A 20,014-nucleotide genomic window follows, 5' to 3' on the forward strand; every position below is an offset into this window, starting at 1 on the left:
AGTAGAATCTGGCTAGGTGGACTAATGTTATTTTGCAAACATTTCTTTCAGGCATTTCCAAAGCTGTTTTTTCAAATCCTGGTCATATTCCAATACACTCAGGCTGTCTGCCAGGAGCATATCTATGCCTTCAATCTTTTCCACCTGGTATTTAATCAAATGAATTTGCAGGTTAAGTTCTGTCAGGGAAATCCCAAAACTGATCAGCTGGTTCAGCACTTTGTCTTTCAACATATCTATATAATCGATCCGGCGGATGTTGTTCAGGTTTACCAAATCCACTTCTTCCAGCTTCAGATGAACTGCTGATAATATTTTTTGTAACAACGCTTCTTCATTTTTTTTCAGGTAAAGCGACTCTTCGTTAAAAAACAAGATCATGACTTTGTTCCGGTTAACGGGCACAGGCTTTTTAACAGGAAGCGTTACTGGCGGCTGAGGCAGCGGTTGCGTGGCTACCGGCTCAGGTGCAGGAATAGGTGGTACAACTACTTTTACCGGTGGGGCTACTTCTGGTAACTGAACAGGGACCTCCTGTTTTTCTTTAAGTACATAAATCGGCTCATCCAGCAGCAGATGAATGTAGTCTAGTTTTTCTTCGTCAATTGCCATATACCAAATAGAATAAAAATCGCCTCTCCACTTTATGTTTTCCTTAACAAATTGTTTATCAAAACCCACCCAATCATTTGTAAGTCAAATATTTACCAATAACTTGTTTTACAAGTACAAACCATTATGGATGTAAAAATAGCTCTTTTCTAGTTACTATTTACTCACTGAAGTGCTATCTGTCAGGTTTTGTATATTTATTCCTTCTGTAATAAAAGAAATTCCCTGTTGCGATAACGTGCCTATCATTACTGCCTGGATTAAAGGTTTGGCCGATACGTTCTGGCTACCCCAGTCAATAATAAAACTAGCGCCGGCTCCCCCCTGTTTTTCCTGGTATTCCACTATAAATTCGGCAGAAGCCAATGGCCCAATTGCTATTGTACGTGGCACATACGTGCGGATTAGGCTTCCTTGTGAATCGAAAAAATCTACTTTATTCACATATACACTATCCTGCAAGCTGGTGTTTCTTACAACAGCTGTAACCGTTAATAAAAAACGTTTATTCCCATCTAAATGATAAATATCTGAATAGGCAGGCACATATACTTTTTGCTGCTTGGCCAGCTTGTTAAATTCTACATCCGAATATGTATATACGGACTGATTTTGACTGGTTCCAGTATCTTCAGCAGGAGAACAGGCAATGGTAGCCAGGCACAGCAGAGTATGTAGCCAAACACCTCTCCCGGAATAATTAAATGACAAACGCATGGTCGAATATATTAATTTATCTTATGTGGGAAAACAACGTATATCTTTCTGGCAGTTGCTAACCTGTTTAGAAACTAAATATATTTTACGCTTTCGGTTCTTAAGCAGTATTTTAGCCTATTTTTGTTAATTGACGTATGTTTTGTGAATTTTTGATCAGTTATGGCGCATGTACCCCAATTAATTATAGATCTGGCTTTAATTCTAGGTGCTGCCGGTGTAACCACCCTTGTTTTTAAAAAGCTAAAACAACCGCTTGTTCTGGGATATATTCTGGCGGGCTTACTGGTCGGGCCTAACTTTCCTATCTTCCCAACTATTGCCGATCCGGAGACTATCCGTATATGGGCTGAGATTGGGGTAATCTTTTTGCTTTTTGGCCTGGGGCTGGAATTCAGCTTTAAGAAACTAGTTAAAGTAGGCGGCTCCGCTTCCATAACCGGACTGGTAGAAATTGGAGTTATGCTGGTTCTTGGGTATTTAACTGGCTACTGGCTGGGATGGTCCGGGATGGATAGTTTGTTTCTGGGAGGCATCATTGCTATATCGTCTACTACCATTATTATCCGGGCGTTTGATGAACTAGGCCTGAAAACCCAGCAATTTGCCGGGTTAGTGTTTGGAATACTGGTTATAGAAGACCTGGTAGCTATTTTGTTGCTGGTCTTACTCTCAACCTTAGCTGTCTCGCAGCAGTTTGCAGGAATGGAGTTAGTCGTATCTATTCTCAAATTAAGCTTCTTCCTTATTCTTTGGTTTCTGGGAGGTATTTATTTAATTCCTTCTTTTTTGCGCATCAATAGCCGCCTGATTACCAACGAAACACTACTAGTCATTTCCATTGCTTTATGCCTGCTGATGGTAATACTCGTTACTAATGCGGGATTTTCGGCGGCATTGGGGGCTTTTATTATGGGCTCTATCCTGGCTGAAACCTTATATGCTGAAAAGATTGAACACCTGATGCAGCCGGTGAAAGATTTATTCGGAGCCGTATTCTTTGTATCGGTAGGCATGCTGATCGACCTGAAAATATTGCTGGAATATGCCGGACCGGTGGCTATCCTTTCCCTGGTAGTCATTTTGGGTAAGTCACTGAATGTAACCTTCGGCGCGCTGCTTTCCGGCCAACCGCTGAAACAATCCTTACAAACAGGCATGAGCATGACGCAGATCGGCGAATTCTCTTTTATTATAGCCACCTTAGGCCTGTCGTTGAATGTCACCAGTAAATTTCTTTATCCGATTGCCGTAGCGGTATCCGCCATTACTACTTTCACTACACCCTACATGATCCGCCTGGCCGAACCACTCTATCATCAGATAGATAAACGCCTGCCCTTACGCTGGAGAAACTTTTTGAATAACTACAGTACCAGTACGCAAACCATTGTAGCAGTAAACGACTGGAAGCAAGTCTTGCGCACATTTGCCGGAATATTGGTAACCAATACAGTAGTAATTGTTGGCATTGTTTTGCTTTGTACCAATATAGTTGCCCCTTTTTTTAAAAGAAATTTCTTCGACAATCTTTGGTCAGAGGCACTTACCGCTATTCTTGCCCTTGCCCTCATTACTCCGTTCCTTTGGGCGCTGTCTATTCGTAAAATCCGCACACATTCTTACAACACACTCTGGAAAAACCGGCGGTTCAACAGAGGTCCTTTGGTGGCGATGGAAGCTGGCAGACTTATATTAGGCGTTGTGCTGGTTGGTTTTCTGTTAGATCGGCTCTTTTCTCCCGTTGTGGCTTTACTCGGAGCAATTGTACTCATTGTCGTTATACTTCCGGTGTTTACACAAAAGTTACAGGAAACCTATGCCCGGATAGAAAAACGGTTTCTGTATAACCTCAATGCCCGGGAACTGGCGCAAACCAATGGAAAAGTTAACAACGGTTCAGCCACTAAAAGCCTATTGCCCTGGGATGCACATATTGCGCATTTTGAGGTAAGTCCGGAATCCGAATGTATCGGAAAAAGTTTACAGAAGTTATCGTTCCGGGAAAGGTATGGCGTTAACATTGCCCAGATTGAACGGGGAAAAAAAAGTATATATGTACCCAGGGGGCATGAGCAGATCTTTCCGTTTGACAAACTAACCGTTGTCGGGACTGATGAACAACTCAAAAAGTTTAAGCAAGTAGTAGATCCGCCACAAATAGAGCCTGCTCCCCTGCCGCCGGAAGTAATTCTTAAACAACTGGTAGTCGACCATACTTTTCCCTTCCTGGGCATGAGCATTCGGAACTCTGATATCCGCAACCGGACACACGGGCTTATTATCGGAATTGAACGTAATGGCAACCGTATTCTCAATCCTGATCCGGCAACCATTTTCGAAAAAGGAGACATTGTCTGGTTATCAGGAGACAAACAACTGATCAAATCACTGGAAGAATACGCAGAACATGTGGTAGAAACCAAGCAACACTGACTCAATGTTGACACTAGCTTTTGCGTTGAACTAAAACCCTATCAATGGTATTTGAAATGGCAATTTTAGCTAGGTTTCCTGGCAGGTGCTCCAATGTATTATCTGCAGATATGTTTGATTCCAATTACTCCCTACAGTTATTAGCTTTGACTATGTTCAGGCTTTGATGACAAAGGCTTGTAACCCGGCCATTTTGCCTTCGCGGAATTGCCACACGTCGCAGTATGTATAGTCGGCCATTTCTCCATTTTCGTCTTTCATGCTGATTCTTCCGAGTGCCGTAACAAAGTCACCTTCGGCAATTAAATTTTCAACCATAAACGTTGGCGGCTCCACATAGGCCGTTCTCATCCACTGCCTAACAGCTTCTTTTCCGTCCAGTACCTTGTCGCCTACAAATGTCCATTTGGTGTCTTCGGTACAGAAAGCGAGGAATCCCTCATTGTTGCCGTTGGTGATTGCTGCATTGGCTTTTTCTAGTATTACCTTATTGTTCTCCATCTTATCTATAGTTTTTTATGATTATTCATAAATGATGATGCAGCATTGCCTTGCCCTAATTTTCATGACAGCTGCCAAATCACATTGGCTTAAGCACAAACCTATCATCAATGTATTGCGGCTTGGCCAAGTGGCGGATAAGGTTGGTAAAGTTTAGGTTTAAAGATAGCCATTGTTAGAAACGGAAAGTCCAAGGTTTGGATGGTTGCCGCCGTTTTGCCAATTTGCTGCTAGGAGTAGTCTTTATTTTCAGCCCAAAACTCCTTGGTTATGTAAAATACTGTATCAATGAAATACAGTATTTTATTTCGGGTTAAAACGTTCTCATCGTGCAAATCTTCTAAAATAATACCCAGGTAGGGATTAAAATAGTCATTATTGCGGGTATTTATAAAGCCATTTGAGCCAAGGAAAGCCTTCACTTGTTCCAAGTCTGTATTCTGTGTGATGGCAACATAGGATTGTTGAACGACCGCATAGAGAATAGTATTCTCCTTTGTAAAACCGATCAGTTGATAGGCAGTATCTGGAAAGAAGAAGTTGTGTAATAATAAATTATTGAAATAATCTTTCCAAAAACTGTAATAGATAGCATCGTTTAACTTCAGAACATGATTAGCATCTTTCAAGAAGACTCTTTGTTCGGCACCTTCACTTATGTATTGGGAGAAATCAATATCGTTTATCCAAAGGTCCTTTTCAGAAATAAAATTTTCTAGCCTCTTTGTTTCTTGTTCTCTGATTTGCTTTGTGTCTTCAATTTTTGGGCTTGCCTGCGTGCCATCGCTAAGGTAACTGGCGACTGCTTGGATAGTTGCTCCAAACCTAACTTGGCTCTTTCCTGAAATGACATCGTGTAGTTCATGCTTTAGATGATTTTGCATCTGATCAAAGATACATAAAGTCCTGAATTTTAGAAAACCTTTTATTTTCGTACTTTTTAACGTTACAGCTAACGAGCAGGGCTTTATGCAGGTTGGGAATTAGTATTCCGTCGGAAGTCTGTGTTTCGACTGCTTGACTTACTTCCGTTCGCCGATTAATGATCTGATGCTGAATTTAGCACATAGCCGCTATACTGGCAAACCTGTGTTATGCGCCTCCTCTGAGTACGAAACAAACATCCTTTCTTAAACTATATTTTCCCCTAATATACCATGTCACCAGGTCTCCAAACGTCAATCCTGCCGTGTTCCGGTTAGCATCTGGCAAGACAACAACTTTAGTACAATCAACTTTACCAAACGTCAATACTTTTAGCAGCCAAATAAATAAAATGATGGGTAGGCTTATTAATTGTAAGAGAGCTATGCCAGAATTAAACTGCTCTCCTTCACTTAAAAAGTGCTGTGTGATATCAAACCCATTTGCTTCAAGCCTGTAAACAGTTATGAACTTTTCCATTAGTTCATAGGTATCATCGCCTGCGATTTGTAGGTCATCTTCAATATCAATTTTCACAGAGGATATTTGCCCTGCGGTTTCCTGTTCAAGAAATCCTTTTACTTCTCGATAGGCTTTACGCAACTCCTTAAATTCTATAGGATGTAATGATTGTTCCATAAGTGGGGCATAACTTTTAATAATACGAAATTTTTGTCGTAGCTTTTATATTTATTTGCACTATTTTAATAAAAAATTTCATTTATTAATTTGAATTTTTCAGTTGCTACTATTACTGAATGAGTATATTTTAAAGAAAAAAGCCGGACAGTTCCGGCTTTTTTTATGTACTCGCATCACCAACTAGCCCTAAATATTTAAGGCTCTATTATCTGTAGCGGCTAAGCAGGCTTCTTTTAGTGCCTCTGTATACGTAGGGTGTGCATGCGACATTCGGCCAATATCCTCGGCAGATGCCCGGAATTCCATAGCTACTACGGCTTCGGCTATCATATCGGCTGTACGTGGGCCAATCATGTGTACGCCTAAAATTTCATCAGTTTGCTTATCGGCAAGCACTTTTACGGTTCCATCCGTATCCATGCTGGCACGGGCCCGGCCTGAAGCTTTGAAAGGAAAGGCACCCGTTTTATAGGCAATCCCTTTGGCTTTCAGTTCTTCCTCGGTATATCCCACCCCTGCTACTTCTGGCCATGTATACACCACATTGGGAATTAACAGATAATTAATATGTGGCTTTTGCCCCACAATGGTCTCTGCCACAAATACACCTTCTTCTTCGGCCTTATGTGCCAGCATGGCTCCCCGGATTACATCACCTATAGCGTAGATACCGGGTACATTGGTTTGTAAATGTTCATCAACCACTATTCTGCCTCGTTCATCCTTCTGCACCCCGGCTTTTTCCAGGTTCAGGCCTTCTGTATAGGGCTTTCTCCCAATTGCCACCAGGCAGTAATCTCCGGAAAGGGTAAGGGTGCCGCCTTTGTTGTTATCTGCAATTACTACTACCTCATCGCCTTTGTTTTCAACAGAAGTCACCTTATGGTTAAAGTAAAAATCGGTATCCAGTTTTTTCATTGCCCGTTGCAGTTCTTTCCCCATGGTTCCATCCATAGTCGGAATCATGGAACCAGCAAACTCTACAAAACTTACTTTAGCACCTAACCGGCCATATACCGACCCTAGTTCTGCGCCAATCACACCTGCGCCGATCACAATCAAATGTTTGGGAACTTCCTTCAGGTTTAATGCTTCTGTAGAAGTAATGATTCGTTTTTTATCCAACGGAATACTTGGAATGCTAGCCGGTTTGGAACCAGTAGCAATCACAATGTTCTTCGAGGTAATTTGCTGTGTACCTCCGTTTTTATCTGTTATCAGGATAGTGTTTTTATTAACAAAAGAACCCATTCCCTGGTAAGTAGTTACCTTATTTTTCTTCATCAGGAATTTGATTCCGTCTGTCGTCTGTTTAACCACCTCCCCTTTCCGGTTAATCATTTGTGGCAGATTTACCTGCAAATCTTTCAACTCGATGCCATGTGCTGCGAAGGTATGGGTAGCATTAAAGTAATGTTCGGAAGAATCCAGTAAGGCTTTAGAGGGAATGCAGCCTACATTCAGGCAGGTTCCACCTAGGGTTTCGTATTTTTCGATGATGGCTGTTTTAAGTCCTAATTGGCCGCAACGAACAGCAGCTATATAACCGCCTGGGCCAGAACCAATGATCACTACGTCGTAATCCATGATATACTATATTGGTGAATAATGGTGTAAGTAAAATAAAATGAAAACCCACCAGACACACGGATGCCTGATGGGTCAGAATAAAGAATTAAATACCTAATAATAATCTGGCAGGATCTTCCAATAATTGTTTTACCCGAACCAGGAAACTCACTGATTCTCTGCCATCTATAATCCGATGGTCATACGATAAAGCTACATACATCATTGGGCGTATCTCTACTTGTCCGTTTATGGCTACCGGCCGCTCAATAATATTATGCATACCTAGAATGGCGGATTGAGGCGCATTAATGATTGGTGTAGACATCATAGAGCCAAAAACCCCGCCATTGGTAATGGTGAAGGTACCGCCAGTCATTTCTTCAATGGTCATTTTATTGTCTCTGGCACGGCCAGCTAAGCGGATAATCTCTGCTTCTATTTGCGCAAAAGAAAGTTGCTCGGCATTCCTTACCACTGGTACAACTAACCCTTTCGGGGCTGATACAGCTATCGATATATCTACAAAATCATTATATACAATTTCGTCGCCATCAATCATGGCGTTTACTGCCGGCCACTCTTGCAGGGCCACACAAACTGCTTTGGTGAAGAAAGACATAAAGCCAAGGCCAACATTGTATTTCTCTTTGAACTTATCTTTGTACTTTGCCCGCATTTCCATAATTGGCTTCATATCTACTTCATTGAAAGTAGTAAGCATGGCTGTTTCATTCTTCACAGCTACCAATCTTCTGGAAACGGTTTTACGCAGTTGCGTCATTTTCTGGCGGCGTTGTTCACGGCTGCCCGGAACTGAAGCTGTAGCTTGGTTCACCGCCGGTTTGGCTGTTTCCTGTGGCCCAGCAGGCGCTTTCGGTTGCGTTTTTTCTGCTTGTACTGCATCTGCCTTAGTAATCCGTCCGTCTATGCCGGTTCCTTTTATCTCTTTATTATAAATGCCTTTTTCAGCCAGAATTTTAGCTGCTGCAGGCGAAGCATGGCCGGTTGCATAGCTGGTACTGGAAGTTTTTTGGTTATCTGCTACTGGTGTTGTTTGAGCTGGTTGGGTTCCGGGCTCTTCCGATTTTTTATTTTCCTCTTTTAGCACTTCTTTTGGGGCAGAATACATCTCTTTGCTTGGTGTTACACCGCCGCCCTGAGTGCCATTGCCTGCTGCTGCTCCTTTCTCAATTTTACATATCAGATCGCCGATCGCCAGCGTTGTACCGGCCTGTGCCACAATACGTAAGGTACCAGATGCTTCTGCCGTTAGTTCAAAGGTAGCTTTATCGGATTCTATTTCACATAACACATCATCTAGCTGAACCTGATCGCCATCTTTTTTTGTCCAGTTGGCAATGGTTACTTCACTGATCGATTCACCAACAGCAGGTACTTTCATTTCTACAACCTCTGTGGTCTGGGGAGTTTCTTGCATAGATTGGGTTTTATTTTCGGTTATAGCAGGTGTTCTATTTGTGTTTGGTGTAGTTGGCTCAACCTTCGGCGCAGCTTTTTCAACAGGTTTAGCCGCTGGCTGCACACCATTTTTCTCTTCAATCCGGCAAATGAGTGTACCAATAGGCACCGTTTCTCCTTCCTGCACCAGTATACGTAAAATACCTGCACTTTCGGCATTCAATTCAAAGGTAGCTTTATCAGACTCCAGTTCACATAATACATCGTCTGCATTCACGGAATCGCCATCTCTTTTGTGCCAGGAGGCTATGGTTACTTCTGTAATTGACTCACCTACGGAAGGAACTTTTACTTCTAATGACATGCGTTTTGTCTTTTTTGTGGATACTTGTTAAAGCAGAAGAAACAGATGCCTTACCTGTTTCTTCTGTTATTGTTAGTTTAAAGCTTTTTTCAAAATTTCTGCTTGTTCTTTTGCATGCACCTTTGCATATCCCGTAGCCGGAGAAGCACTGGCTTTACGCGAGATTAACTCCATGGGGTTATACTGGTACACACGCAAAATATAGTTCCAGGCACCCATATTTTCTGGCTCTTCCTGTACCCAGCATATTTTTACATTTTTGCTATAGCTGGACAGAAGCGAATACAGTTGCTTGGCTGGGAATGGATGAAGCTGCTCAATACGAATAATGGCCACATCTTCTATTTTAGAGTTCTGCCTTTCTTCCAGCAGGTCGTAATATAATTTACCAGAGCAAATCAATACTTTTCTGGCGGTTTTGGCTTTCACTAGTTCATCACCAATCACCTCCTGGAAATTGCCCTGTGTAAAACTATCCAGCGGAGAGATACATAATGGATGCCGCAGCATCGACTTTGGCGACATAACTACCAGCGGTTTGCGGAAAGGCCATGCCAGCTGGCGCCTCAACAAATGGAAGAAGTTAGCGGGCGTAGTTACATTGGCTACCACCATGTTATACTCTGCAGAAAGTTGCAGAAAACGCTCCGGACGTGCATTGGAATGTTCCGGTCCCTGGCCTTCATAACCATGAGGCAATAACATAACCAGGCCATTCATCCGCTGCCATTTACTTTCTGATGGAGTAATAAACTGATCGATCATTACCTGGGCACCATTGGCAAAATCTCCAAACTGGGCTTCCCACACAACTAACGCATGTGGATTAGCCATGGCATACCCAAATTCAAAGCCCAACACCCCATATTCTGATAACAGGGAGTTGTAGATTTTGAAATCCATCTGGTCTTCAGCAATATAATCCAGGCTGTCGTAGGCTTCGTTGGTATCGGCATCACGGAGAACGGCATGGCGGTGAGAGAAGGTACCCCGCTGTACGTCTTGTCCGCTCAAACGGACTACTTTATTTTCCAATAAAATAGATCCATAGGCCATGAGTTCTGCTGTAGCCCAGTTGATCTGTTTGGTTTCAAAAAACATCTGCTTGCGTTCTTTCAGCAGTTTATCTATCTGCTTGAGCGGCTTAAAGTTTTCAGGAACCTTGGTAAGGGCATTGGCTACTTTTTCCAGATTGGCCGGTGAAAGGCCTGTTTCGGGAGATTTATCAAAATCCTCTGGCGTAGAACGGCGTAATGCTCGCCAGTCTTCTTCATTTTTTTGATAGGCATACGGTAGTGGATGCTGCTTTACCAGGTTCAGGCGGTCTTGTAACATACTCCGGAATTCGGCATCCATGTTTTCAGCCAGTTCAGCATCTACATCTCCTCTGGTAATTAATTTTTTGTTGTAGATTTCTCTGGGATTCGGGTGCTTGGAAATAATGTTGTACAGAGCTGGCTGCGTGAATTTTGGTTCATCGCTTTCGTTGTGCCCGTGTCTGCGGTAACATACCATATCTATAAAGATATCCCGGTTAAAATCCTGGCGGAATTCGACAGCAAGCTTCGCACAAAATACAACTGCTTCCGGGTCATCGCCATTGACATGCAGTACCGGAGCATCCACAATTTTTGCCACATCCGTACAATAGATACTGGACCTGGCATCTTCAAAATCTGTGGTGAATCCTACCTGGTTGTTAATCACAAAGTGGATAGTGCCACCAGTATAATAGCCCTGCAACTTAGACATCTGGGTAACTTCATACACAATACCCTGACCGGCTAAAGCGGCATCACCATGAATCAGAATAGGCAACACCCGGTCGTAATCGCTTTTATACAACACATCGGCTTTGGCTCTGGCATATCCTTCTACAACCGGATTTACCGCTTCTAAGTGAGAAGGATTGGGTGCCAGTTTTAAATCTATTCCTTTACCCGAAGGCGTTACAATCTGGCTGGCATAGCCCATATGGTATTTAACATCGCCATCGCCATAGGTTAAATCTGGTACTGCGGTGCCCTCAAATTCATTGAAGATATTCTCATAGGTTTTACCCATGATATTAGCCAGTACATTCAAACGACCCCTGTGCGCCATCCCAATAATAATCTCACTCACACCCATCTCCGCCGACTTATTGATTATGGTATCTAACGCAGGAATAGTAGTTTCACCTCCTTCCAGGGAAAACCGTTTCTGACCGATGTATTTCGTATGCAGAAAGTTTTCAAAAACTACTGCTTCATTCAATTTAGAAAGTATCCGCTTTTTTTCTTCAGCAGAAAAATTATTATGTACATATTCTTTCTCGCACTTTTTCTTGAACCATTCTAACACTTCCGGCTCCCGGATGTACATATATTCAAATCCTATAGGACCCTCATAAATCTGCTTCAACCTTTCCACTATTTTGCGCAGGGGAGCTGGCCCAATACCAATTTCGTTCCCAACCTCAAAAACCGTATCCAAGTCGGTTTCCTGTAAATCAAAATCTTTCAGATCGAGCAGGGGTTTACGGTCTTTGCGTTCTCTTACTGGATTGGTTTTAGATTTTAAATGCCCTCTGGTACGGTAAGCCATAATGAGGTTACGCACTTGTATTTCTTTGTAAACGGATGCACTTACCCCACTTTTATTTTCTGCAGGTGCAGCCAAGGTAGTTGCTTTTCCATTACCATTGTTATAGGTCTGGTAAAATTCAAACCCTTCAAAGAATTTCTGCCAGGTAATATCCACTGACTCCGGATTTTCTTTATATGCCTGATAAAGCCCCTCCAGGTATTCGCCATGTGCATTGGCTATGTATGAGAATTTGTCCATAAATAGGAAATATCAAAATTTTCACAAAGGTACGAATAATCTATATTATATATACTTGCGTACTCGCTTACACAAATATACCTCACTTTCAAAGTGTACTAAATGTTACGTAATACACCTTTTATTCCGAAACCCTGCAAAGTAAATAATTAATTATTACTTATTTGGTAAATAATTAGATTTATTTTGAATAAAAGAACAGGCAAAATTGACAAAATTTGATTTTTTTGCTGCGTAAGATTCCTTTTAAAAATAGCTTCCTGCTAGTCTCAGTTCAACCTATAGTTCTCCAACATATTCACTGCTGAAGACTTGTTTTGTATGATCCGAAATAAGATATTACCTCTTTAAATCACTTCGCATCCCATACCATTTCCCTACTTATGAAACGCAGAAACTTTTTGAAAACCACTGGTTTGCTTACCACAGCCTCCATGTTGTATCAGCAAGCTCCTACCCAAGCGCAACCCAGACTTGGTAAAGGTGAACATGTACTAATCCTGGGAGCCGGTCTTGCCGGATTAGCTGCTGCCTATGCTCTTTTTAAACAACAAGTCCCATTCACCATTTTAGAAGCCAGAAACCGGATTGGCGGCCGGGTGTTTACCCATCAGGTAGATGAAGAAAGCAAATTACATGTTGAACTAGGTGCCGAGTGGATTGGAGCCTCTCATGAGCGGATGTTAGCTCTCTGCAAGGAATTTAACCTCCCTTTATTGAACCATCAGTTTACTACTCATCTTACCCTGGAAGGACAACATTACAAACCCAAAGAGTGGCAATACGATACAAACTGGAATACTACTTACCAGACCTTACTCACTAATTTTAAACAGATCTCTTCCCGAAACAGTAAAGTTTTGGATCAGATAGATTGGTGGAAGTACTTGATAAACAATGGAATTTCTGAACGAGACATAGAAATTAAAGAGCTTTTTGATAGTACCGATTTTGGGGAAAGTATCCGGAATGTATCGGCTTTTGCCAGCTTATCTGAATACGCCTACTCCAGCCCCAACAATGAAATGGATTTCCGGATAGAAGGCGGCAATACAAGGTTAGTGAATGCCTTATCCGAAAAAATAGGTTTGGAGCATATTCTCCTGAATAAAAAGGCTACAGCAATTAATCAAACTGGCAAACAGGTACAGGTTTTATGCGAAGATGGTACAAAGCATACGGGTAGCCGGCTACTTTGTACTATTCCAGCCTTTGCTTTAACAAAGATCAACTGGCAACCTGCCCTGCCGGCCGAAAAACTGGATGCGTTGCACCAAATGCAATATTGCCGGATTATTAAATCAGCTGTAGTATTTAAAGAACGATTCTGGCAGGATGAAACTTTTGATATGATCACTGATAGTACCGCGCATTACTTCTTCCATTCATCTAAAAATCAACCAAATACCAAGGGTACCCTTACCTCCTATGCTATTGGCGACAAAGCATATATCCTATCTAAAATGAACCAGGAACAAAAGATCCGGGAGATTTGTGCCGCATTAAAACCTGCATTTGGGGACGTAAGCCAGTATGCTGAAAAAGCAACTTCTTACTATTGGGGAGGCGATGCCTTTACCAAAGGGGCGTATGCCATCTATGATACGCATCAGTGGTTTAGTATCCGGGAAATGATGGCAAAACCCTTCCGTAATATCTCTTTTGCAGGCGAACACCTGGCCGAATGGCAAGGATTTATGGAAGGTGCTGTACAAACCGGTGAAGAAGCGGTAAAGAAAATGTTAACCTAATCCTTCTCAATAAGCCCTTCTGATTTTGAAGACTGCATCTTTTTAATGTTCTTCAATACAAGAAGGGGCATAAATGGTTAGCTTACCATTTTGTAGCTTTTTGTACAGTTATCTATTTGATTAGCTGGTCACTTGCAGCTACAGCTACTACCTGTTTAAGTACTCTCCTAGCATATTTTTCGCCTCTCCAAATATATTTTCAAGTATAGAATAGCTGGTTGTATATCTTCCCGAAGCAATAATTCAATCGTACCCAAACAAACAGGTGTTGTCAGTGATTTTCAATATGCTTTAAATAATGCTTATTACAATCTATTGGGCCCTAGCAGGCTGACATTTAATTAATTGCGCAAGGCAACTTTTCTTTATAAAAGAAAGGCAGGCAACTTAGTACTAATGGCTCCGTTAAGGTGTGTAGAAATAATACTTTAACATTTTTTTCATTAACTAGTAACAAACCATGGCAGAGATTAATATTGAACCAAAAAAGAAAGGGCCGAATTGGCTATGGATTTTAGGAATTGTTGCACTCATCGGAATAGTAGCCTGGCTGTTTGCCGGAAACAAAAATGATGACGATGCCACAGTGGCTACCACCACCACTGAACAAGTTGGTGCAGCAACCGGAATGAATGATGCCAATACAGATGACGTATGGCGCGATGTAGATCTGAATGCTCCAAAAGTAGATTACCCAGAAATTAAGCTTTCCTCTCCGGATTTTGAAGTTAGGGGCACGGATAAATATGCTATTTATTCGCTAGGAGAAAATCTACTTTTTGATACCGATAAAGCTACCCTCCGGTCAGAAGCAAAACAAAACCTGGATCAGATAGCCGCTTCGCTTAAACAACGCTACGATCAAGGACAATTGAGAATTTATGGACATGCCGATGCAAGAGCAGATGCTTCACATAATCGGGAACTGTCTCAACAACGTGCTGAGGCGGTTAAAAACTGGCTAGTTAGCAACGCCAATATAGATGCCTCCCGTATTTCTATTCATCCAATGGGTGAGTCAGATCCAGCGGCTTCTAATGCAACTCAACAAGGGCGGCAAATGAACCGCCGGGTAGAAATAGTGGCCATGAATCCTTAACTGGTTTCTGAGAGCCGGTGTAGAAAGTTTACCTTTTATGTAACAACAGGTAAAATACATTACAGGGTTCTGTATGCTACAAAGCAACATTTTTTAACCATTAGCTATTGATTTGAGAACATTTAGGAATTGGGATGACAGATCGATAGTCTACTTAAACGATTATAATTATGAACCATACAGTAATAGGAATATTTGATACTGAACAAGATGCAACGAGAGCCATAGACCAACTTGTTACCAGCGGCCTATCGCGTAGCAATATAGATTCTTGCTCAAAAAATGCTTTGAATAATGAAGGCAGTGATACGAAGCTGAATAACTTTTTCGGGTCTGTATTTGATAAAGAGGATGATATTAAAAATCATTACCAGGTAGCCAGCAGTGGGTGTACAGTTACTGTACATGCTACATCGAGTCAGGAAGCCCAGCTTGCTGCCGAAATTATGGACCAGTACGGGGCAGTAGATGTAGATGAACGGGCTATGCACGGCCAGAGTAACACTGGTTTTGCTGAAACGCCAGGGGCAGCAGTATCTAATTCAGATAATGCCATACCTGTCATAGAAGAAGAATTACAAGTGGGCAAACAAGTAGTACAAACCGGAGGCGTACGCTTACGCAGCCGGATTATTGAACGTCCGGTAGAAGAACACCTGCGCCTGAGAGAAGAACATGTACATGTTGAGCGCAATCCAGTCAATCAGAATGCCTCTCCAGCCGACATAGATAGCTTTAGGGAAGAAACAATTGAGATGAGAGAAACATCCGAAGTACCCTTGGTAAATAAAGAGGCTCGTGTCGTAGAAGAAGTAAGCCTAAATAAGGAAGTAGAAGAGCACGACGAAGTGATCAGAGATAGTGTACGCCATACAGAGGTTGATGTAGAAGATTTGCACGGAAAATCAGATTTGGACACGGACCGCACGTCCCTTAGAGATACCCTTAATGCCGGCACAGCTGTAGGAAAAGATACAGATGCAAACTTTCTGGATAAATCGCATGAAGGCTGGAAAAATGTACTTCACCGGATGAGAGAAGTAGAAAATGATTATAAAGTGGCAAGTGATGATCCGGATGTCCGGGGCTGGGAAGTAACCGATTCTACCAATAGTAAACTAGGTGTGGTGGAAGAACTGATTGTGGATACAAATGCCATGAAAGTACGGTACCTGGAAGTAAAAGTAAACGCTGATTTACTCAATACAGCCATAGGAAATGATCATCATATCCTTATTCCCATTGGATCGGCTACCCTAGATCATAGCCACAGAAATGTATTGGTTTCCACATTTGATCAAAACACCTTGGAAAGTTATCCTGCTTATACAGGTGAAACCATTACAAGAGATTATGAACATGGATTACTATCCGCACTTTCACCAACCTATAAAGCAGGAAGTGTAACCAACGATCAGTTTTATGAAGGAGAACATTTTGGTAGTGGAAAGTTTGGTCGTTCAACAGATATATAACCATACGGTGTAGTGCCAAACAGTTTTTAGTATAAAAGGATTTAAAGCCAGCTTTAAATCCTTTTTTTATGTCTGATAAAAAGAGAAAGATCAGCCTAGGTGTTACTGCTGATTTGTTTTAATCCGAATTTATGTTCATTGGCCAGGTGTAGTACTTTTCGGGCATTATGCGAAACATCGTTTCCTTGTATGGCTAATGTATAAATACTACGGGGATCTCTTTTGGAAAGGCCATGGAGATAGGCTTTGTCATAATAGAAAAGTGAGAGATCAGCAACTTTTGCATAATCGGTTAGGGCTAAAGCTTCCAGAGCTTGTTTATAGAGTACGCCATCCAGGCGTTTTTTTATTCTCTCCAGGGCTGCCTCCAGCAAGGAAGGATGACAATCGGCATATTCTGCTACTAATCTATGAATTCTATGTTCTTTAAGAACATCTATAAAAATAACTGGTGCATTCCGCATTTGCAGATAAAATGCCTGGGGTATTCGTACAGTGCCAATGGTAAAACTTTCATCTTCCACCCATATTCTCTTTTCAGGGTCCATTTGTGAAAGCACATAATGTAAGTCATTTTCAAACTGTTCCACCGTTGGCTGAGGTAGTTCACCAATGGCGCCAAACGAGGAGCCTTTGTGGTGAGCCAATGCTTCCAGATCAAGCACCTGTTCTCCCTGTAAAGCCAGCTCTCTTAATAATTTAGTTTTGCCACTGCCTGTTTTACCTCCCAGTACAAGTAATTGGAATGGATTACCGAAAAATTGTAAAACCTCTGTACGGTAGGCCTTGTACCCTTTTTGCAGCGTATCCACTTTTAAACCTGCCGTTTGCAAAAGCCAGGCAAAACTACCGCTACGCATGCCTCCCCTCCAGCAATGGACAAGCACCTCTCCTTTCGAAGCTGTTTTTTGAGCTTTTTTTACAAATCCCGACATTTTAGGTCCCACAATATCCAGGCCTGCCAGTAAAGCTGCCTCTTTATTTACTTGCTTGTACTTAGTGCCCACCTTGGCCCGTTCCTCATCGGTAAACAAAGGAATACTCACAGCCCCAGGAATGTGTCCCTGTGCATATTCGCCTGGCGAACGGACATCAATTACTGGTTTGCCGGACGATTGTTGCAAAAATTCCTTTACTGGCAGCTGCATAGAACAGTAATTAATGGCGAATGACTAGTAACAAAGTTTATCTCTGCTCCTTGCTTCTTGTTATGAACTAATGAAAATTTAACTCTTTCAGGTATAGCTGTATAGTATTTTCCAGACCCAGGTATAATGCATCGCAAATAAGAGCGTGGCCAATAGACACTTCCAGCAAACCCGGTATATTTTCTTGCAAATACCGCAAATTATCCAGATCCAGGTCGTGGCCGGCATTAATGCCTAGCCCAAGGCTATTGGCTACTTTAGCAGCTTTTATGAACGGGGCTATTGCCTGTTCCCGGTTTTTCTGATATCCTTTTGCATAACTTTCTGTATAGAACTCAATTCTATCCGTACCGGTTTTAGCGGCTCCTTCTACCATTTTCTCTACCGGGTCTACAAAGATAGATGTGCGGATACCTTGCTTTTTTAACTCGGCAATAATCTCTTTTAACAAACCTTCATTGGCAAGGGTATCCCAGCCAGCATTCGACGTGATGGCTTCTGGTTTATCTGGTACCAAGGTAGCCTGGGCAGGTTTTACCCGGCTTACCAGTTCCAGATATCGCTGATCGGGATAACCCTCAATATTAAATTCTGTTGTCACCACTTTTTTCAGGTCTAGCACATCCTGGTAACGGATATGCCGCTCATCTGGCCGGGGGTGTACGGTTATGCCCTGCGCGCCAAATCGTTCACAATCCAGGGCAACTTTTAAAACATCCGGGTTATTCCCGCCTCTGGAATTGCGCAAAGTGGCAATTTTGTTGATATTTACACTAAGCTTCGTCATTCGCTCTATTTTTATAGTATTTTTGCCGATGGATGGCAAATTGCATGGCGCTTAGCGCATAGTGAAAACTTACCATTTTACACCATGTCCTGTGCTCTATGCCTTTTGCTTATTCACTTACAAATTTATCATACAACGCTTAAAAACCTATGGCTTTAAAAGAACAAATAGAAGGCGACATTAAAAAAGCAATGTTGGCTAAAGACAAAGATGGCTTACGTGCCCTGCGGGCTATTAAATCGCTGATCCTTCTGGAAGAAACCAAGGAAGGGAGTACCGGAACACTTACTGCGGATGCTGAAATGAAACTGCTTACTAAAGCTGCCAAACAACGCAGAGAATCGGCTGATATTTACAAAACCCAGAACCGGGAAGATCTTGCACAGGCGGAATTACAGGAACTGAAGGTAATTGAACGGTATTTGCCTAAACAACTTTCAGAAGCCGACATAAGAGCTAAACTAGCTGATATTATAAACCGGGTGGGTGCAAAAAGTCCGGCCGATATGGGCAAAGTAATGGGAGTAGCTACCAAAGAGCTGGCTGGTCAGGCAGATGGAAAAGTTGTTTCTGCTTTAGTAAAAGAGTTATTAAACAACTAACGAGTATACGCCTCACAGGACACGTAGCCTGTGAGGCCTGTTTTGTATGAAAACCATAGACTTACTGATTCTTTTTCCTTTACTGATAGGTGCCTACACCGGGTATAAACGAGGCTTGTTACTGGAGATTGTAGCCATTCTGGCATTTGTGATTGCGGTGGTACTAGGGTTCAAATTACTCGATTACGGCCTGAATTTTCTGGAGCCGTATGTAAGCAGTTCAAACCGGTTTCTGCCTTATTTTGCATTCGCCATTATTTTCTTTCCAATCATTCTGCTGGTAAACCGGCTAGGCAGTTTGTTGCGGAAAAGTCTGCAATATACCCTGTTAGGTAGCTTTGACAGTATGGCTGGTGCTATTATGGGCATCTTTACCTGGGCCTTTGGCATTAGTGTATTCCTGTGGTTAATAGCTGCTGTAGGTGTACTCATCCCGGCAAACGCAACCACTGATACATTTCTCTACCCCATTATTGAACCGATTGCCCCTAATATTATTAGTAAGGCTTCCGCTTTGTTTCCGAAAGGAGAAGACATTATTGAGTCCGTTCAGCAAGCGTTTGATAAACTAAATACCGAAAGTCTGTAGGCTTTTCCCATCCAGACCAGCTGGCTGGCCTGGCCTTTCTTTGCGGATAAGCACCCATTTGTATAAACACCAGATGTATTTAGATTGCCAGATAGCCGTAGTTCCTACAGTATTTTCTCCTTCTTCTACCACAGCAAAAGGCACTGCATTAAAATTAACATCAAGTACATAATTATACTGGTCTTGCTGGTCTATGTAGCGTTCAAAGGTGAGTGCATCGGAAAAAAATTCAATGTTGCTTTGCTGTACACCTTCCTTAGTATACACATCGGTATAATCCTTTTTGTGCCCTTCGTTTAGCAGGTAGTTGCTGTAAACATTAATTTTTTCTTTATCGGTAACCAGCGATGTTGGATGATAATGCTGAATAATCTCACTCACCAGCAGATGTTCCGAAAACATATAATAGCCTATCAGTTCCAATACCGTTATTCCAAATAAGAAAAATATACCAATTCTGATTAAACGCATAGTTATTTACTACTTTTGTATAAGCTGACTATAAAGCTTTTCCGCACAGATCTTCTGGAAATATCTTTTATCAACTGAA

General features: G+C 42.0%; 17 protein-coding genes. 6 read left to right on the plus strand and 11 right to left on the minus strand.

Going from position 1 to position 20,014, the window contains the following annotated elements; translation table 11 throughout:
- Positions 1 to 27 precede the first annotated feature (27 nt).
- Positions 28 to 612: a hypothetical protein gene (locus tag Q0590_RS10295; RefSeq protein WP_302037438.1), complete on the minus strand. Its 585-nt coding sequence runs from the start codon at positions 610 to 612 to the stop codon at positions 28 to 30.
- 156 nt (positions 613 to 768) lie between these two features.
- On the minus strand, positions 769 to 1,329 hold the full coding sequence (locus Q0590_RS10300) for a DUF3124 domain-containing protein (protein ID WP_302037439.1): 561 nt from the start codon (positions 1,327 to 1,329) through the stop codon (positions 769 to 771).
- Positions 1,330 to 1,491: 162 nt separating this feature from the next.
- Here Q0590_RS10300 and Q0590_RS10305 point away from each other — a divergent pair, with 162 nt between their 5' ends.
- On the plus strand, positions 1,492 to 3,765 hold the full coding sequence (locus tag Q0590_RS10305) for a monovalent cation:proton antiporter family protein (protein ID WP_302037440.1): 2,274 nt from the start codon (positions 1,492 to 1,494) through the stop codon (positions 3,763 to 3,765).
- Between the two features lie 156 nt (positions 3,766 to 3,921).
- Here Q0590_RS10305 and Q0590_RS10310 read toward each other — a convergent pair whose 3' ends face one another.
- The 6 genes from Q0590_RS10310 to Q0590_RS10335 form a co-directional block, all read right to left on the minus strand.
- The gene (locus Q0590_RS10310; protein WP_302037441.1) at positions 3,922 to 4,266 is read right to left on the minus strand and encodes a nuclear transport factor 2 family protein; all 345 of its coding nucleotides are present in this window, start codon (positions 4,264 to 4,266) and stop codon (positions 3,922 to 3,924) included.
- Positions 4,267 to 4,496: 230 nt separating this feature from the next.
- Positions 4,497 to 5,150 (minus strand): putative polyvalent protein kinase domain-containing protein, encoded by a 654-nt coding sequence (locus tag Q0590_RS10315; protein WP_302037442.1) that lies wholly within the window; start codon positions 5,148 to 5,150, stop codon positions 4,497 to 4,499.
- A 208-nt stretch (positions 5,151 to 5,358) separates the two neighbouring features.
- A complete protein-coding gene (locus Q0590_RS10320; RefSeq protein WP_302037443.1) occupies positions 5,359 to 5,829 on the minus strand; it encodes a DUF1493 family protein in 471 nt (156 codons plus the stop codon).
- A 189-nt stretch (positions 5,830 to 6,018) separates the two neighbouring features.
- The gene (lpdA, locus tag Q0590_RS10325) at positions 6,019 to 7,419 is read right to left on the minus strand and encodes a dihydrolipoyl dehydrogenase (RefSeq protein WP_302037444.1); all 1,401 of its coding nucleotides are present in this window, start codon (positions 7,417 to 7,419) and stop codon (positions 6,019 to 6,021) included.
- 88 nt (positions 7,420 to 7,507) lie between these two features.
- A complete protein-coding gene (gene odhB / locus Q0590_RS10330) occupies positions 7,508 to 9,187 on the minus strand; it encodes a 2-oxoglutarate dehydrogenase complex dihydrolipoyllysine-residue succinyltransferase (RefSeq protein ID WP_302037445.1) in 1,680 nt (559 codons plus the stop codon).
- Between the two features lie 72 nt (positions 9,188 to 9,259).
- Positions 9,260 to 12,013 carry a 2-oxoglutarate dehydrogenase E1 component gene (locus tag Q0590_RS10335; protein ID WP_302037446.1) on the minus strand — a complete coding sequence of 918 codons (2,754 nt, stop codon included), beginning with the start codon at positions 12,011 to 12,013 and terminating at the stop codon, positions 9,260 to 9,262.
- A gap of 383 nt (positions 12,014 to 12,396) precedes the next feature.
- Here Q0590_RS10335 and Q0590_RS10340 point away from each other — a divergent pair, with 383 nt between their 5' ends.
- The 3 genes from Q0590_RS10340 (at position 12,397) to Q0590_RS10350 (ending at position 16,338) form a co-directional block, all read left to right on the plus strand.
- Entirely contained in the window at positions 12,397 to 13,764 is a 1,368-nt protein-coding gene (locus tag Q0590_RS10340) for a flavin monoamine oxidase family protein (protein WP_302037447.1), read from the plus strand.
- Between the two features lie 460 nt (positions 13,765 to 14,224).
- Positions 14,225 to 14,863, plus strand: a complete 639-nt coding sequence (locus tag Q0590_RS10345; protein WP_302037448.1) for an OmpA family protein — start codon at positions 14,225 to 14,227, stop codon at positions 14,861 to 14,863.
- A gap of 170 nt (positions 14,864 to 15,033) precedes the next feature.
- Complete coding sequence (locus tag Q0590_RS10350) at positions 15,034 to 16,338, plus strand: DUF2382 domain-containing protein (protein WP_302037449.1); 1,305 nt, start codon at positions 15,034 to 15,036, stop codon at positions 16,336 to 16,338.
- Between the two features lie 95 nt (positions 16,339 to 16,433).
- Here Q0590_RS10350 and mnmH read toward each other — a convergent pair whose 3' ends face one another.
- Both mnmH and Q0590_RS10360 read right to left on the minus strand, forming a co-directional pair.
- Positions 16,434 to 17,486: a tRNA 2-selenouridine(34) synthase MnmH gene (gene mnmH, locus Q0590_RS10355; protein ID WP_302037450.1), complete on the minus strand. Its 1,053-nt coding sequence runs from the start codon at positions 17,484 to 17,486 to the stop codon at positions 16,434 to 16,436.
- Positions 17,487 to 17,553: 67 nt separating this feature from the next.
- Positions 17,554 to 18,273 (minus strand): pyridoxine 5'-phosphate synthase, encoded by a 720-nt coding sequence (locus Q0590_RS10360; RefSeq protein WP_302037451.1) that lies wholly within the window; start codon positions 18,271 to 18,273, stop codon positions 17,554 to 17,556.
- 149 nt (positions 18,274 to 18,422) lie between these two features.
- On the opposite strand from Q0590_RS10360, the gene Q0590_RS10365 reads away from it, so the two are divergent.
- Both Q0590_RS10365 and Q0590_RS10370 read left to right on the plus strand, forming a co-directional pair.
- Entirely contained in the window at positions 18,423 to 18,875 is a 453-nt protein-coding gene (locus tag Q0590_RS10365; RefSeq protein WP_302037452.1) for a GatB/YqeY domain-containing protein, read from the plus strand.
- Positions 18,876 to 18,921: 46 nt separating this feature from the next.
- On the plus strand, positions 18,922 to 19,464 hold the full coding sequence (locus tag Q0590_RS10370) for a CvpA family protein (RefSeq protein WP_302037453.1): 543 nt from the start codon (positions 18,922 to 18,924) through the stop codon (positions 19,462 to 19,464).
- Here the strand turns inward: Q0590_RS10370 and Q0590_RS10375 are convergent.
- Positions 19,444 to 19,935, minus strand: a complete 492-nt coding sequence (locus Q0590_RS10375) for a hypothetical protein (protein ID WP_302037454.1) — start codon at positions 19,933 to 19,935, stop codon at positions 19,444 to 19,446. The two genes, Q0590_RS10370 and Q0590_RS10375, sit on opposite strands and share 21 nt — an antisense overlap.
- Positions 19,936 to 20,014: the final 79 nt, after the last annotated feature.

Origin of the sequence: Rhodocytophaga aerolata, from assembly GCF_030503435.1 — a bacterium.
Taxonomy (GTDB): Bacteria; Bacteroidota; Bacteroidia; order Cytophagales; family 172606-1; genus Rhodocytophaga; species Rhodocytophaga aerolata.